Raw genomic sequence first — 15923 nt, forward strand, 5'->3', positions numbered from 1 at the left:
TTTATGCCCCTAAAGGGTGTTTCTTGTGTTTGGCGGCCGCTTCGACGAAGCCGGAGAACAACGGATGACCGTTACGCGGTGTCGAGGTGAATTCAGGATGGAATTGGCAGGCCAAAAACCAGGGATGATCGGGCAGCTCAATAATTTCTACCAAGCGGCCATCCAGCGACTTACCGGAAAAACGCATGCCTGCGGCTTCCAATTGCTTCAAATACTGATTGTTAAATTCGTAACGGTGACGATGGCGCTCGGTAATCACATCTTTTTGGTACAACTCGAATGCCAATGAATCGGATTTTAAGCGGCATTTCTGCGCGCCCAAGCGCATGGTGCCACCGATGTCGGAGTCTTCGTCGCGCACGTTCAACTGTCCGGCTTCATCCATCCATTCGGTAATCAAGCCGATGATGGGGTGCGGGCTATTCGGCAAAAACTCGGTGCTATGCGCGCCTTCCAAACCGACCACATCGCGAGCAAACTCGATAACCGCGGACTGCATGCCCAAACAAATGCCCAAGTAAGGAATCTTGTTCTCGCGGGCGAAGCGTACCGTAGAAATCTTACCTTCTACGCCGCGCTCACCAAAGCCGCCTGGCACCAGAATCGCATCGACATCTTTCAGCTTTGCCGTGCCTTCGGCTTCGATGGTTTCGGAATCGATATAAGTGATTTGCACCTTGTGACGGGTGTGGATCCCAGCGTGAATCAAAGCCTCATTCAAGGATTTGTAGGCATCGGTGTGATCGACATATTTACCGACAATGGCAATATTGACTTCATCGGTGGGGTGAGTCAGGCCATCGACCACTTTCTCCCAAGCCGACAAATCAGCCGGCGGCACGTCGAGGCGTAACTGAGCCACGACGATGTCGTCCAGGCCTTGTTCGCGCAACAGCAGAGGAATGCGGTAGATGGTATCGGCGTCAATCGCGGAAATAACCGCTTTCTCATTGACATTGGTGAACAAGGCGATTTTTTTACGCTCACTGGCCGGAATCGGCTGCTCGGAACGGCAAATCAAAATATCCGGCTGGATACCGATAGTACGCAGCTCTTTTACTGAATGCTGCGTCGGCTTGGTTTTAATCTCGCCGGCCGACTTGATGTAGGGCACTAAAGTCAGGTGGATAAATACCGCCCGGTCTCGGCCCAATTCCACGCCCATTTGCCGGATGGATTCCAAAAACGGCAGAGATTCGATGTCACCAACAGTACCGCCGACCTCGATCAACGCCACATCTGTACCTTCCGCACTGGCATAAACGCGGCGTTTGATTTCGTCGGTAATATGCGGAATGACCTGTACGGTCGCCCCAAGATACTCGCCTTTACGCTCGTTACGCAGCACTTGCTCGTAGACTTGGCCGGTAGTGAAGTTGTTTTTCTTGGCCATCGTGGTTTTTAAAAACCGCTCGTAATGGCCTAAATCCAGATCGGTTTCCGCACCATCCTCGGTAACGAACACCTCGCCGTGTTGAAACGGGCTCATGGTGCCGGGATCGACGTTGATGTAAGGATCGAGTTTGGTGAGAGTAACTTTCAGGCCGCGATCTTCCAAGATGGCTGCCAACGATGAAGCGGCTATCCCTTTTCCCAAGGATGAAACCACTCCGCCGGTGATGAATATGAATTTTGTCATGAACGTTTGGCGCCCTGTTAAGCAATAGCAAGGGGGTCGAAAAGCGGCAAATTCTAACAGTTTTATGGTGCAATTGCCTTTTTAATTGCCAAAGCAAGCTGAGCAGGGATCTCGATTATTGAAAAACATCAACGAGATTCGGCAGTAAACACCAACTGATTTTTGCCACGTTGCTTTGCCAGATACATCGCATCGTCAGCACATTTAATCAACAATTCGGCTTCGAAATGATCGGTGGGATACATGGCAATGCCGATACTGGCACCAATTTTGACAGTCTTTCCATGAATTAAAAATGCTTGATTGATCGCTTTCAACACATTTAGCGCCACTTGCTTGGCTGCCAACACCGAGTGCAGCGACGTTAGCACGAATACGAACTCATCGCCGCCCAAGCGCGCGACGGTATCGACTTCACGGCAACATTGTTCAAAACGTCTAGCCACGGCTTGCAATAACTCATCGCCGGCATCGTGCCCCATTTCATCGTTGACATCCTTGAAACCATCCAAATCCAAAAACAGTACTGCCAAAAATGTCGAATCGCGCTTGGCGCGCAGCAAGTCTTGCCGCAAGCGCTCGATCAACAAACCACGATTCGGCAAACCGGTGAGTTGATCATGAAACGCCAAATGCATTAATTGTTTTTCCTTGCGCTCCTGCTCGCTGACATCGGTAATCGTGCACAAACTAATCTGATCGTTAAACTCGAACAGGGTTTGAGTGTTGATTTTGGCGACAAAGGTGGAATTGTCGCGCCGCAGCCCCAGCATTCGAGCATTGTCCGCAATAATCAGTTCTTTTAAAGGCTTGCCGATCAAGACCTGATCGCCATATCCGAACAACTGATTGGCGGCCTTATTGACGGAAAGCACACTTTCGTCTCGGCCATACAAAACGATACCGGTCTCGATGGAATCGATAATATTGCGCAAGGCCTGCACATTGCCCTGCGATTGCTTGATTTGCGCCAGCAAACGTTTGCAGACCAGAGCAAAATTCAACAGCGCCAGTAATAACAGACTAGCTTGCAAGGTACGCAAGTAGAACACTTCCTTGGTAGCGTTCTGCTGCAATGCTGTAGTAAGTTCATTCATCAACCCCAGCAATTGCGAGTTATGCATCAACAATGTATTTAATGCCGGCCGCAAAACCTCGGCATCAACCCCTGCACCACCTTGTTCAACCGGCAATAAACGTTTGTGGATCAAAGTCCAAAGCTGGGACGCCGATACCGTAATCATTTGCGTATTGGGGGCTTCGGTGGCAGCCAGATAAACCGGTTTGCCATCACCGCTACTGGTCATGCTGCCTTGCAAAAATCCGTTTAAGGTTTTATCGAACAAATCGACGGCATCGGAAAATTCGCTAAAAGCGTTGTGCTTTTCCGCGTCGGTTTGCGCGACATGCAACATCAGCAGCGATTTGGTCATGCGCTGCGACAACATCCGCTGGCGGCCGGACAAATTAATAGCCAACGCACTCTTTTCCAGCTTTGCAGAAATCCAAAAATTAAGCCCCAGCGCCACCGCATCAAATACGATGAATAACACCACCGGAATGAAAATCGCCGGAAGCTTGCCGCGGGTCTTTTCGGTCATGTCAGGCGGCCGCTTATAAGCCCTGATCTACGCCACTTTGTAACTTAGGCCAAGTGCTGAACGCAAACACCCAAATCATGATGACGTTAAGCACCGGCACCAACAAAACCAGGACCCAGCGCCCATCGAATCCGGCTTTTTCCAAAATCCGATAGCCCAACCACAGGCAAAACAGCATGAATACCGGTAACAACACAAAAAATAGTTCCATGGCTAGCGCTCCTGTTTTGTGTTCGGCCACTCTTGGAAGGCCAATTGCAAAAACACGATCAATAACCCAAAGACCGGCAAAAACACTAGCGCCGCCCACGCTGGGTTTAGCCCGGCTTTTTTATAGATCAGGATCGCCGGAATCGCGATCATCATACCCACGATCATGGCCTGGAGTATCTCGGGAAACATCAACATGACACCTCCTAACGGTTTTCGTTGCCTATCATTGCATGCTTTCCAATGCGCGCCAATCCAATTGGTAACAAGCGTCCGTCGCGCTGAGCCAAGCCCATTCCGCTACCCATAAACCTGCTACCGCAGCCAAGCGACCATTTAAATAAATCAAAGGCCGAATTTCTCTTTCCCAAGGCGGAACCCCAGCCTCTTGATAAAGTTTTTTTAGACAATGATGACCGACTCGGCCAGGCATTTTAAGGGTTTCGCCACCCCGCCTGGGCTCCACTGTCACTATCGCATTATTCCACAAGTTTTTAGATAGCCCGGCCGATGCAGTGCTTCTGGTCAATACATAGCCATTGCCTAAGGTTATCCGCTCCTGCTCTTGGTTCCACGGCTTTGCCTGAGTTTCTTTTTGTAAACGTTGCAGGGGGATGCAATACAATTTTTGCCGATATTTTCGGATGGAATGGCCTTGAATATTAATATGCGGCAACGCATCGGCACGCCCACCAATCAACTGCTCAACCAGCGCTTGCAACACCGCCTGGCTCGGCGGTTTCAACCCGATGCGGCCCAACCATTGCCGTAAAAGGCAATTCATTTGCATCGCTGTGACGGCTGATAAATCGGCGATATTGAAACTGCCATCGGTCGGATCGACAACCGCCTGCAAGGCCTGCTCCGCCCAAGCCTCTATCATCCGTGCCGCGTCGCCGCAATGCCCGGCCGAACGTGCAATCGTTTTATCCAGTGCCGGCCAGCGCCGCTTTAATAAGGGAAGAATGTCGTTACGTAGGAAATTGCGGTCGAAATCGCTGCTTTGATTACTGGGATCTTCCACCCACTGCAAACCTTGAGTTTGTGCATAGCGTTGTATCTCGACCTTGGCCACATTCAATAGCGGCCGCAGCAGTTGTCCTTTCCCAAACGCACTGGTAATCGGCATGCCGGCCAAGCCTGACACGCCGGCGCCTCGGAACAATTGCAACAGCAAGGTTTCCATCTGATCCTCGCGGTGCTGGGCCAGCAGGATAATATCGTCGACAGCCAATAATTCCCGTAGCGCCCGATAACGGGCCTCTCGTGCCGCCGCCTCCGGACTTTCGCCGTTGTTGGCCCTCGCATCAACCGTTAACAATTGAAAATCTACACCTAAGCGCTCTGCTTGCCGACGACAATGCTCACCCCATCCCGCCGACTCCGCTTGCAAGCCGTGATCGACATAAACGGCAATAATTTTGCCGGCGAGCGACGGCAAGCCAACGCATAAATCCAGCAGCACCGTCGAGTCCAAGCCGCCGCTATAAGCAACGAAAACTTTCCGGCACGTAACAGGTAATAAAGCGGCGATGACCTGAGTATTGAGATCGGGCATGGTTTACTCACAAAAAAGGCCGATTTCACTCGGCCTTTTAATGAACAACTAAATTAACTGACGGCTTTATTTGACCGGCTCTTCGATGTACGAACCAAAACGCATAATCCGTTGATAGCGTCTTTCCAGCAGCAGGTCCATATTATCCGCCTGTTGCTGAAGTTCGTTCAGATGTCTGCACAATGCCTCTTGCAGATTGGCGGCAATTTTTTCGAAATTGCGATGACCGCCACCGACGGGTTCGCGAATCACTTCATCGAGAAAACCTTGTTCGCGTACGCGGTCTGAAGTAATGCCCATCGCTTCCGCCGCCAACTGGGCTTTGTCGGCACTTTTCCATAAAATAGAAGCACAACCTTCCGGCGATATAACCGCATAGGTGCTGTATTCCAGCATCAATAATCTATCGCCCACGCCGATGGCCAACGCGCCACCTGAACCGCCCTCGCCGATCACGGTGCAAATAATCGGCGTCCGCAATTTGGACATTTCGAACAGATTGCGGGCGATCGCCTCGCTTTGACCGCGCTCCTCGGCACCTATACCCGGATAGGCGCCTGGGGTATCTATTAAACAGATGATGGGCAGTTTGAAGCGTTCGGCCAACTTCATCACCCGCAAAGCTTTTCGATACCCTTCCGGACGCGGCATACCGAAGTTGCGATAAATTTTTTCTTTGGTATCGCGGCCTTTTTGATGACCGATCACCACCACCGGCTGACCTTCCAGGCGAGCCATGCCGCAGACTATCGCCGGATCGTCTGCGTAGGAGCGATCACCGTGCAGCTCGTGAAATTCGGTGAAAATCAAATCGATATAATCCAGCGTATAAGGCCGGCCCGGATGTCTGGACAATTGCGAGATTTGCCAGTCCGACAAATCCGCAAAAATGCTTTCCGTCAAACTCTCGCATTTCTGCTCAAGCTGCTTCAAGGTTTCGGAAATGTCAAAATTGTTGTCGAGTTCGACCTTACGCAGCTCTTCTATTTTGGCCTGTAGTTCGGCAATCGGCTGTTCGAAATCTAAGAATTTTAAATCCATGTCAATCCGGCATTAGAATCAATAAAATGGTCGGCAATTCTAATGAAAAATGCCGCCATTGCCTATTTGTTTTACCGAGTCCCCGCAAATGAAGAATGCTACCGCCTTTGACAATACCGCCTATGCGCCGCTTGCGGCCAGAATGCGACCGACTACGCTGGACGATTTCATCGGCCAGCAGCACCTGTTGGGCAAGGGCAAATCGCTGCGCGTGGCAATTGAACAAGGCGCCCCTCACTCGCTGGTCTTTTGGGGGCCGCCCGGCGTCGGCAAAACCACTTTAGCCAAAATCATTGCCGCTAGCGCACACTGCCATTTCATCGAATTGTCGGCAGTCATGGCCGGCGTGAAAGAAATCCGGGCAGCAGTGGCCGAGGCGGAAGACGTCAAACAAAGTCGCAATCTGAATACCGTGGTATTTATCGACGAGATTCACCGTTTTTCCAAAAGCCAGCAGGATTCTTTGCTGGCCCCCATCGAAAGCGGCGCGATTATTTTATTCGGTGCCACCACCGAAAATCCTTCGTTCGAATTGAATAACGCCTTGTTGTCGCGCTTGCGGGTTTACGTGATGCGCAGTATCGAAACCGAAGATCTGCAAGCCTTGTTGCACAACGCATTGACCGACAAAGTACGCGGACTGGGTGACCGCAATTTGCGGATCGAAGACGATATATTGACCATGATCGCTAAAGCCGCCGATGGCGACGCCCGCCGCTGTCTGAACATCTTGCAAATCGCCGCCGACCTGGCGGAAAACCTCGACGGCCGGGAAACCGTCAATCGTGAAGTGCTGGACGAAGTGCTACTAGGCCACGCCAATCGCTTCGACAAAGGCGGCGATATTTTCTACGACCAGATTTCGGCCTTACACAAATCGGTACGCGGCACCGATCCGGACGCCGCTCTTTATTGGTTTGCCAGAATGCTGGACGGTGGTTGCGATCCTTTGTATATCGCCCGCCGAGTGATTCGCATGGCATCCGAAGACATAGGTAATGCCGACCCGCGCGGCCTGGAATTAGCGTTGAACGCCGCAAATGCATACGAACGACTAGGCAGTCCGGAAGGCGAACTGTCGCTGGCGCAAGCCATCGTTTATCTGGCCTGCGCTCCCAAAAGCAACGCAGTGTACGTGGCCTATAAAGCCGCGATGGCGGACGCCCGCAATAGCGGTTCGCTGGAAGTCCCCATCCATTTGCGCAACGCGCCAACCAAATTAATGAAGGAATTGGGACATGGCGCGGACTATCGTTACGCCCATGACGAGAAAAATGCTTATGCCGCAGGCGAAAACTATTTTCCGGAAGCGTTAAAAACCCGGCAATATTATTTTCCGGTGGAGCGCGGTTTGGAGATAAAAATAAAAGAGAAACTGGGCTTTTTAAGGAAGTTATAAAAATTCAAACGCGCACGTAATCTACCGGCGTAGCTAAAATTGGCCAATGCGGAATAGATCATAAAAACTATGACAACTTTCATATTATCGACAGCGGCACTTTCTAACTCTTACCACTAATATCATCTAGGCAAAAAAAACTCCCGTAGACCCATGAGACTACGGGAGTATGAACACAAGCGAATAATGAAAAATATCGCTTGCAAGTCTCTGACTATAGTGAAAAACTTTCAATTCTTAACTGCTTGCACACGATTATTTAATAGAATCGTACTCCATAATGCCGCCACCCCAAACATCATTGTTGACAATATAAATTGCCCGGAAACAAAAGCGACAATACCTAAAAATGATACAGAACCGATAAATACATCTTTTTTTAATTCGTTCATTTGCGCCACCTAATATAAAAAATAATAATTAAAAATTTAATAGTTTTTAAATCATCCCAAATCTTCAATGCCCTGTTCGAAAACGTGGCTTAAGTAAAACCTAAAATCGAATCATCCGCCACCGGCAATCGATAAATTTTGAATAGCTATCGCATTATTTTACTTTCAACAATATCCATATCTACTGTAACCCTGATTAAATCTGGAGTTTGCTTATTGATGTTTATTGCGTTTTAAAACACCAAGTCGAATATGTGAATATATTCACAATCGAACGTCCACACTCAGTCTAGCTGCGTCAGAACCCGGTAAGCACCCGAAGTTGAAGTACACGAACACGGGCTTATAATGCATCCACCAACCCACGGAGCTTTTATGAAACTCAGTTCACGATTTATGTTGTTTTTGTTGATGTTTGGCTTAGCCGCCTGCTCCAGCGCCTATTACAGCGGCCTGGAGAAAATCGGCATACCCAAACGCGAAGTGATGGTGCATCGCGTGGAAAAAGCCCGGGATACTCAAGAGGAAACCAAGCAACAATTTAAGTCAGCGCTCGAACAATTCACCGTGATGACCAATTTCAAAGGCGGCGATTTGGAAGCCACCTACAACAAACTGAACGGTGAATATGAGGCCAGCGTCAAGAAAGCGACGGAAGTGAACAAGCGCATCGCTGATATAGAGGACGTCTCCAACGCACTATTCAGCGAATGGGAAACCGAACTAACCCAATACAGCAATGTTTCACTAAGACGGAACAGCCAGCAAAAGTTGACGGCCACCAAAGCGCACTATCAACAATTGCTAGCGGCAATGCGCAAAGCCGAAACCAAAATCGAGCCGGTACTCAGCGTATTTCGCGATCAGGTGCTGTATCTGAAACACAATCTGAATGCCCAGGCCATTGCTTCGCTAAAAGGTCAGCTGGACTCGGTTAAATCGGATGTATCGGCTTTGGTAGTGGAAATGGAAAAGTCGATTAACGAGGCGGATGCGTTTATCAAAACGATGGAAAAGCAATAACGCTGCGCGATTAAATTATTACGGCCAAAGCTAAGCGGAACAAAACTTACCCTCTCCACGGAAAGGGTAAGACGCACAATTTCAGAACCTTATTCCTGATGAGCGAAACGCTTCCGCTCCTCGGCACTTTTACCGAGAGCCTTCGCCATCCAAGGCGGCGCAGCGTCAAACACTTTCTGAAACTCGGTGAGTTTCTCCACCGCATCGATCACATCGGGTTCCTTGATCGGATAAATATCGGCACGGATCACCTTGGCGGCCGCCGGCCCACCAATGGATTGCACAAACAATACGTGGCAATCCTTGATCATATTGGCCCGGAACAGATTTCTGTCGTCGGCGCTGTCGGCTTCCACTGTCGAGCGAATATCGATCAAGCGCATATCAGATCGGGACAATTGGTAGACCAAAAACCGGATGCAGGAACCAAAATGACCGTTCAATAGCTGCCCGCTATTGGAGGCAATCGCCACCCGGATCGACTCCGGAATATCACCCTCTTTATAAGGCATGATTTCCGGCAGCCCCTCATCTTCGTCTTCCTCGCCCCACAAATACCGGACCGCCAGCTTGATGTTTTCCAGACCGATGCCAATATCTTCGCCGTCTTCCTCGCCATCCAGACTTCCGATGCCGGTCTTCAGATTGGTAACGGTAATCGATTTCAGTTTTTCGTCATCCAACGGCGAGCCGACTTTTTCGTGCAACACACCGATCAACTTCGGTACATCTACTCCCGGCAAAATCCGCGAAGCCAGTGCAATACGCAAAGCCAGATCTCGTGATAATTGTTCCATAGCGTCACCCTTAAAGTTTGTGCTGTTCTTTCCAGTCGGCATAGCCGCCGGCCATGCTGTAGACCTGTTGAAAACCAAAATCGCCGAACATTTCCGCCAAATGCTCGCTGGCATGGCCGTAATAGCAATAAATCAGCAAAGGTTTGGCCTTGTCGGCTTTTTTTAACAGCGAATCGCGCAATTGCTCGTGGACATGCATGGCATTGTCGATATGCCCGGCCCGATAATCCTTGAGATCACGGCAATCCAATATCATCGGTTGCTGTTCAGCGATCAGCTTTTCGGAATCGACAGCGGAAATAGTTTTAAAATTTTTCATGGCGCATTCCCCAAAAAAGGTCCGCGGAACCCAACTTAAACCGGCCCAACGGCTAAATCTTTCTTAACCTCAATAGTTTGCGATAAAGCTGTCTCCAAACTGATCGACTCGGCTTTGATTTTATAGCCCTTGGCTGCCTCATATGCAGTGATGACCTTGTCTTCGCCGGATTGGCCTTTCAGATCGGATTTTTCGATATAAAGCTCTTCCAGCATCAAATTCCAAACCATGCCTTCCTGATGCGGCAATAAATTGAAGACAACGCCGTCTAAAACGATTTGCGTTGGTTTGGCGATGTTTTGCACGTAAAACAGCGTGACGGTTTCAGGCGTCAAGGCATCCTTATATTTTTCAACGAATACCGGCAGATCCTCCAATTGGAAAAACAAGCCGTTGATAAACAGAATTTTGTCGCTGTCGGCTAATATCGCTGATTGATTGATCACCAGCTCCGGGGTTTTCCGGTCACGAATATTCGTCGACCCTTCACGCAACTCGCCTTCGACCAACACCAAGTCGCCGCGAAACGCCGAAATGCCGGCTTTGCTGGTTTTGCCAACTAAGGTAGTGATCCATAAAAGCCCTTGGCTGTCGTATTTTTCAAGTAGCATCTGCTTAAATCCCCAATGAAAGGTAATGAATGAAAAGTCGTTAACAGCATGCAAGCAAAACACTTGCCAGGACGACTAAAACCACACCAAACCCATGGTTGAGACGGTTTTTGCTTGGTTTTCTGATGGGAATCATTCGCGGAAACCGGCAGTTTGGCGGCGAAGCGACCCGACAATGTCGCAAACGCGACAATTATCGAATGATGATTATTTAAGATTTGTAGGATTTATAACGAATATCTTTATCGGCCTAGCTAACAGTCGCCGGTAGGCACCAATGCAGCCAAGATCACAGCATTACTCTTAAACACGGCTGTCGCATTGGCGCCCGGTTTGAGTGTAAGAGCCTCAGCGCTAATCTGGGTGATAGTAGCGGCAATGGTTTCGCCACTGGGTAATTGGATAATCACTTCAGAATCCACACCATCAAAATGGATGCGAATCACACGACCAGCCAGACGATTCCGCGCCGACAATCCATGAAACCCAAGATCATCATCACCCAACACCAAAATATCCGGCGCATTGACCAATAACACGGCGTCGCCGCCTACCTTCAATTGCAAATTTACACATGTTGCCAACGGCACACTGGCAACAACTTGCTCTCCCCCCTTCAATGACACAAATACTTCGACGTTTACTGCGCCAGAATGGATCTTGGCAATCGTTCCGAACAGCTGGTTTCCGGCACTGGTTTTAATCACCTGACGTTTCAACAAAAGCATGACATCCGGATCGTCGATCAAGCTTTGATTGAGCTGCTGCAAAAGGGCGCGATGCTGATCCTCTAGGCGGGCAAATAGCTTGAGCAAGGACAAACCCGCCGCCGTTAGCTTGGTACCGCCTCCCTTGCTGCCGCCCGTCGCGGTGGCTACTAAAACCTTCGGAGCCAGATTATTTGCACGCTCTATCATCTGCCACGCACCTTTGTAGCTTAATCCAGCCTGTTTGGCGGCTTGATTGATAGATCCGCTTTGCTCTATTGCCCGTAGCAAGCTGATCATGCGCCGATCCAAAACGCCGGCTAGACGCAATTCACCTTCAAGCCAAGGGAGTTCTAGCGCCTTTGGATTTTTCTCTGGTGTAGACATTATTCAATTATTTATCTGATTTGAACAAAACGGATTGGCAACAAACACTATTTCCCACATTGAAATAAGTTATTTTTGTTTTTCGTTATTTACTTTTGTACATAACGAAAAGTAGACTGCCAACATTCCTTGGCCGTGATGAACACCATAGCAAAGTCATACAAAAGCCAGGACATTATCATAAACCCAAGGCATTTAACCCGCTTAATAGGTAAACCATGGCCCCCAAAAACCGTTATCGCAAAGTCTGTTTTCTCACGGCAATGAGTGCGATCACAACGAACAGCCTCTATATTGACGTAAGTGAAGCGGCGGAAAATAAAACCTACAGCAAGCCGCCCATGGCCGCATTTTCCAGTCAGATGCAGGACGCCCTGCTGGGCAACGATAAATTCGAAAAGCCGGTCTGGAATCTGCACGATGCGCTAAATCTGCCAAAATGGCTGGATGCGTCTGTAGAGCAACGCACCCGTTACGAAACGATGGACGGCAACTTCAAGGCCAACGGCCGGGGCGGAGATCAGCAAATCGCCTTGCAAACTGCGCTATGGCTACAAGCGCACATCGCTAAATTCAGGATAGGTGCGGAATTTCTCGATGCCCGCGCCTTAGGCGCCGATAGTGGTTCCGGCGTGAATAACACCCACGCAGATGCAGCGGACTTTATTCAAGGTTACCTAGCCTGGGCAGATCAAAACATTTTTTACAGCGGCATCGGCGCTGAAATTGTGGCGGGGCGGCAAACGCTGAACTTGGGCAGTCGCCGCTTAATTGCCCGCAATGCGATGCGCAACGACATCAACAGTTTTACCGGCGTAAAACTCCGGCTGCTGAATTACGATCAATGGCAATTTACCGGCTTTGTAACGATGCCGGTCAACCGCTACCCGACCGCTTCAGCTGATATTCTCAACGAGGTCCACGAGTTCGACGAAGAAGACACCCACACCTGGTTTTCCGGCGGCTTTTTGGAACTGTACAACTTGGCCTGGGGCGTCAACAGCGAAGTTTATCTATATCATCTCGACGAAGGCGACAGCATCCGCAACCCCACCCGCAATCGCCGCTATTTCACACCCGGTGTGCGATTTTTCCTGAAACCCAAGAAGGCCAATTTCGACTTTCAAACCGAAACAATCGGCCAGCTAGGCACCGTCCGTTCCAGTACTGCCGCCAGCAATGGCCGCGATTTGGAGCACGCGGCCTGGTACCAACATGCCGATTTCGGCTATACCTTCGATGCCCCTTGGTCACCGCGTTTTGCGTTGGAATACGACTATGCCAGCGGTGACGAAAACCCAAACGACAATCAAGACCAACGCTTCGACACCTTGTACGGCGCACGGCGCTTCGAGTTCGGCGCGACGGGTATGTATGGCGCATTCGCCCGCAGCAATATCAGCACGCCTGGTTACAGAATCGCCGCCGCGCCGCGCAGCGATGTGCAGCTTGGACTGAGTCACCGTTTCTATTGGCTGGCATCGGCCAGAGACAGTTGGACGGCGGCCGGTTTGCAAGATAGCAGCGGCCGTAGCGGCGATTTTATCGGCCAACAATTGGAATTGACTGCGCGTTGGGATTTCAACAGCAGCCTGAATTTCGAAACCGGCTGGGCACATCTGTTCAAGGGCGAATTCGCCAAAAAAGCACCGTCGGCACCGACTGTTAAAGACGACGTCGATTATGTTTACGTGCAGAGCCAATTACGGTTTTAAACGCTTTATCATTAAGGAGAAATAGCATGTCGTTTATCGCTTTAAACCGAATTATTCTGACCCTATCGCTGGCCGCGCTAAGCACAATAGCGCAAGCCGAAACGGCTTTAGTCGCGGTGGCGGCCAACTTTACCAAACCCATGACCGAGATCGCCGAGGCGTTTGAAAAAGCCAGCGGCCACAGTGCCAAGCTTTCCTTCGGATCGTCCGGTAAATTCGTCGCCCAATTTGAGAACGGCGCGCCGTTTGAGGTGTTTCTATCGGCTGATGACAAAAGCCCGCTGAAACTGGAGCAATCAGGTTTGGCGGTGGCCGGCACCCGCTTTACTTATGCCATTGGTAAGTTGGTACTGTGGTCCAGCAACCCTAATTATGTGGACGAACAAGGCCAAATTCTCAGCAAAGGTGACTTCAAACATCTGGCTCTGGCTGATCCGAAACTGGCGCCCTATGGGGCGGCCGCAGTGGAAGTCCTGAAAAGCCAAGGTTTATTGGAAAAACTGCAACCCTTATTCGTGCAAGGCGAAAACATCGCCCAAACTCATCAATTCATCAGTACCGGCAACGCCGAGCTGGGCTTTGTGGCTTTATCGCAAGTGATCGAAAACGGCAAAATCGGTTCGGGCTCCGGCTGGATCGTCCCGAAAAATCGGCATACTCCCATTCTGCAAGATGCGGTGCTGCTGAAAACCGGCGCCGAGAATCCGGCAGCTCAGGCTTTGCTGGCTTTTCTAAAATCACCGCCGGCATCAGCGATCATCGAGAAATACGGCTATGCCTTACCGGCGGTCAATTAATTTTCCACGCAATACCGTTATGAGACGGACTCCCCCCACACTTCACGAGGAATTACTATGAAAACCAGCGCACGTAACCAATTTTCCGGCACCGTTAATCAAGTCATCATCGGTGCCGTCAACGCTGAGGTACATGTTGGCTTAAAAGGCGGCGAAACCATCGTCGCCTCGATCACCAAAGAATCCGTTGAAAACTTGGCCATCGAAACCGGCAAGAAAGTCATCGCGTTGGTCAAAGCGCCGCAAGTGATCGTCGTCACCGATTTCGGCAGTTACCGGATTTCGGCGCGCAACCAGCTGGAAGGCACGATAACTGACGTCAAGCCCGGCGCGGTCAACACCGAAGTGGATATTGCCCTGCCCGGCGGCGACAAAATCGCGGCTACCGTCACCAACGATAGCGTGGAAACCCTGGGACTGCGTAAAGGCCAAACGGCCACGGCAATATTCAAGGCCGGCGCCGTGATTCTTGGCGTGCAAGGCTAATAAAATGCGCGACCCGGCCACCAAGCCGGGTTGGCTTTAACCACCGGAGGTGGTCATGCTGCTGGAAATGAATGTCAAACTGCGTCGCGGTCATTTCGACCTCAGCACGCAATGTTCGGTGGGCGACATCAGCGTTGGCCTGTTCGGACAATCCGGCGCCGGCAAAAGCACCTTGCTGGGCTTGATCGCCGGCACTATCCAGCCGCAAAGCGGGCATATTGCCCTGGACGGCAAGATTTTGTTCGACAGCCGTAAAGGCATCGTAATGCCGCGCGAACAACGGCCGATAGGCGCTGTATTGCAAATCGATTGCGCCGACGCCAGCGAAACCGTGCGCGACAATTTAACCGCCGCCTATTACCGAACCCTAAAACAGCGCCGGCTATTTAAACCGGACTATCTAATCAACTTACTGGAACTGGGCGCCAACCTGGATCAGCCTATCGAACGGCTCTCGGTTGGTGAGCGTCAGCGCGTGGCACTCGCCCGTTCCCTGCTGAAATCGCCAAAACTATTACTGTTGGACGATACCTTCGCCGCCATCGGCCATGGTTACCGCTCGCAACTGCTGCCGATTTTAAAACGCCTGCAAGACGAATTCGGCTTGCCGGTACTGTATGCCAGCCAGTCGCTGAGCGAGATTCTGGAATTGACCGACCAGTTGATCGTGTTGGAACACGGTCAGGTGCTGCGCAGCGGCTCCTTGCGCGAAGTGGCCAAACAACAAGGTATCTTGCGTTATCTGGGAATCCGCCAGATCGACAATATCTTGCCGATCAGTATCCGCAGTCACGATGTCCAGACGGGTTGCAGTATGGCGGACAGTTTCGGTCTGCCGCTGGCATTGCCGCTACGCCCGCAGTTTGCAATCGGCAGCCAGAGCCAGGTATCGATCCGCGCCAACGACATCGCTCTGTCTCGGGCCTACATTGATGGCATCTCCATTCAGAATCAACTGAAAGGCCGGATCTGCGCGATCATTCCCAGCGGCGAAAGCCTGATCGTGCAAGTCGATTGCGGGGGGACTTTATTGGTGGAAATTACGCCGGGCGCCTGTCAGAGCATGGCGTTGCGGGAAGGCGACGTAGTGTATTGCCTGATTAAAACTCACGCCATCGTTTATCTGGCCGAGATGGACACCCTACCCTACCAACGCATTGTCAGCCACGGCGACGGCTACTATTATTTGAACAATGCCGGCGTCGACACCCAAAGTGCTTTGGAATACCGCTACTGAATTC

17 protein-coding genes are annotated in these 15923 nt (G+C 50.7%); 6 read left to right on the forward strand and 11 right to left on the reverse strand.

Features of this window, described 5'->3' with window-relative positions; all coding sequences use genetic code 11:
* Position 1: 1 nt before the first annotated feature.
* The 6 genes from ACH5Y9_RS16000 to accA form a co-directional block, all read right to left on the reverse strand.
* Positions 2–1639 (reverse strand): CTP synthase, encoded by a 1638-nt coding sequence (locus ACH5Y9_RS16000; RefSeq protein ID WP_033158830.1) that lies wholly within the window; start codon positions 1637–1639, stop codon positions 2–4.
* A 128-nt stretch (positions 1640–1767) separates the two neighbouring features.
* The gene (locus ACH5Y9_RS16005) at positions 1768–3240 is read right to left on the reverse strand and encodes a diguanylate cyclase domain-containing protein (RefSeq protein ID WP_101051833.1); all 1473 of its coding nucleotides are present in this window, start codon (positions 3238–3240) and stop codon (positions 1768–1770) included.
* Between the two features lie 13 nt (positions 3241–3253).
* Positions 3254–3451, reverse strand: a complete 198-nt coding sequence (locus ACH5Y9_RS16010; protein ID WP_445366798.1) for a hypothetical protein — start codon at positions 3449–3451, stop codon at positions 3254–3256.
* Positions 3452–3453: 2 nt separating this feature from the next.
* Positions 3454–3648, reverse strand: coding sequence for a hypothetical protein (locus ACH5Y9_RS16015; RefSeq protein ID WP_101051834.1), 195 nt, complete (start codon positions 3646–3648; stop codon positions 3454–3456).
* 28 nt (positions 3649–3676) lie between these two features.
* Positions 3677–5008 (reverse strand): tRNA lysidine(34) synthetase TilS, encoded by a 1332-nt coding sequence (tilS, locus tag ACH5Y9_RS16020; RefSeq protein ID WP_445366799.1) that lies wholly within the window; start codon positions 5006–5008, stop codon positions 3677–3679.
* Between the two features lie 66 nt (positions 5009–5074).
* Complete coding sequence (accA, locus tag ACH5Y9_RS16025; protein ID WP_033158825.1) at positions 5075–6049, reverse strand: acetyl-CoA carboxylase carboxyl transferase subunit alpha; 975 nt, start codon at positions 6047–6049, stop codon at positions 5075–5077.
* An 88-nt stretch (positions 6050–6137) separates the two neighbouring features.
* Between accA and ACH5Y9_RS16030 the strand changes: the two genes are divergently transcribed.
* Positions 6138–7448, forward strand: a complete 1311-nt coding sequence (locus ACH5Y9_RS16030; protein ID WP_445366800.1) for a replication-associated recombination protein A — start codon at positions 6138–6140, stop codon at positions 7446–7448.
* A gap of 230 nt (positions 7449–7678) precedes the next feature.
* Here the strand turns inward: ACH5Y9_RS16030 and ACH5Y9_RS16035 are convergent, their stop codons facing one another.
* Positions 7679–7840, reverse strand: a complete 162-nt coding sequence (locus tag ACH5Y9_RS16035; RefSeq protein WP_165385922.1) for a hypothetical protein — start codon at positions 7838–7840, stop codon at positions 7679–7681.
* Between the two features lie 375 nt (positions 7841–8215).
* Here ACH5Y9_RS16035 and ACH5Y9_RS16040 point away from each other — a divergent pair, with 375 nt between their 5' ends.
* Positions 8216–8863, forward strand: coding sequence for a DUF2959 domain-containing protein (locus ACH5Y9_RS16040; protein ID WP_445366801.1), 648 nt, complete (start codon positions 8216–8218; stop codon positions 8861–8863).
* Between the two features lie 89 nt (positions 8864–8952).
* Here the strand turns inward: ACH5Y9_RS16040 and ACH5Y9_RS16045 are convergent, their stop codons facing one another.
* From ACH5Y9_RS16045 to ACH5Y9_RS16060, 4 genes are all read right to left on the reverse strand, one after another.
* Positions 8953–9660: a dinitrogenase iron-molybdenum cofactor biosynthesis protein gene (locus tag ACH5Y9_RS16045; RefSeq protein WP_033157020.1), complete on the reverse strand. Its 708-nt coding sequence runs from the start codon at positions 9658–9660 to the stop codon at positions 8953–8955.
* Between the two features lie 10 nt (positions 9661–9670).
* Complete coding sequence (locus ACH5Y9_RS16050) at positions 9671–9979, reverse strand: rhodanese-like domain-containing protein (protein ID WP_033157021.1); 309 nt, start codon at positions 9977–9979, stop codon at positions 9671–9673.
* 35 nt (positions 9980–10014) lie between these two features.
* The gene (locus ACH5Y9_RS16055) at positions 10015–10590 is read right to left on the reverse strand and encodes a hypothetical protein (protein WP_101051838.1); all 576 of its coding nucleotides are present in this window, start codon (positions 10588–10590) and stop codon (positions 10015–10017) included.
* A 254-nt stretch (positions 10591–10844) separates the two neighbouring features.
* Positions 10845–11597: a TOBE domain-containing protein gene (locus ACH5Y9_RS16060; RefSeq protein WP_445366802.1), complete on the reverse strand. Its 753-nt coding sequence runs from the start codon at positions 11595–11597 to the stop codon at positions 10845–10847.
* Positions 11598–11902: 305 nt separating this feature from the next.
* Between ACH5Y9_RS16060 and ACH5Y9_RS16065 the strand changes: the two genes are divergently transcribed.
* Genes ACH5Y9_RS16065 through ACH5Y9_RS16080 form a run of 4 tightly spaced genes read left to right on the forward strand, consistent with a single transcriptional unit; the run spans position 11903 to position 15919 of the window.
* Positions 11903–13399 carry an alginate export family protein gene (locus tag ACH5Y9_RS16065; RefSeq protein WP_445366803.1) on the forward strand — a complete coding sequence of 499 codons (1497 nt, stop codon included), beginning with the start codon at positions 11903–11905 and terminating at the stop codon, positions 13397–13399.
* A gap of 26 nt (positions 13400–13425) precedes the next feature.
* Complete coding sequence (gene modA, locus ACH5Y9_RS16070; protein ID WP_445366804.1) at positions 13426–14196, forward strand: molybdate ABC transporter substrate-binding protein; 771 nt, start codon at positions 13426–13428, stop codon at positions 14194–14196.
* A gap of 57 nt (positions 14197–14253) precedes the next feature.
* On the forward strand, positions 14254–14682 hold the full coding sequence (locus ACH5Y9_RS16075) for a TOBE domain-containing protein (protein ID WP_445366805.1): 429 nt from the start codon (positions 14254–14256) through the stop codon (positions 14680–14682).
* 55 nt (positions 14683–14737) lie between these two features.
* Positions 14738–15919: a molybdenum ABC transporter ATP-binding protein gene (locus ACH5Y9_RS16080; protein WP_445366806.1), complete on the forward strand. Its 1182-nt coding sequence runs from the start codon at positions 14738–14740 to the stop codon at positions 15917–15919.
* Positions 15920–15923 lie beyond the last annotated feature (4 nt).

It is taken from the genome of Methylomonas sp. BW4-1 (assembly GCF_052474385.1).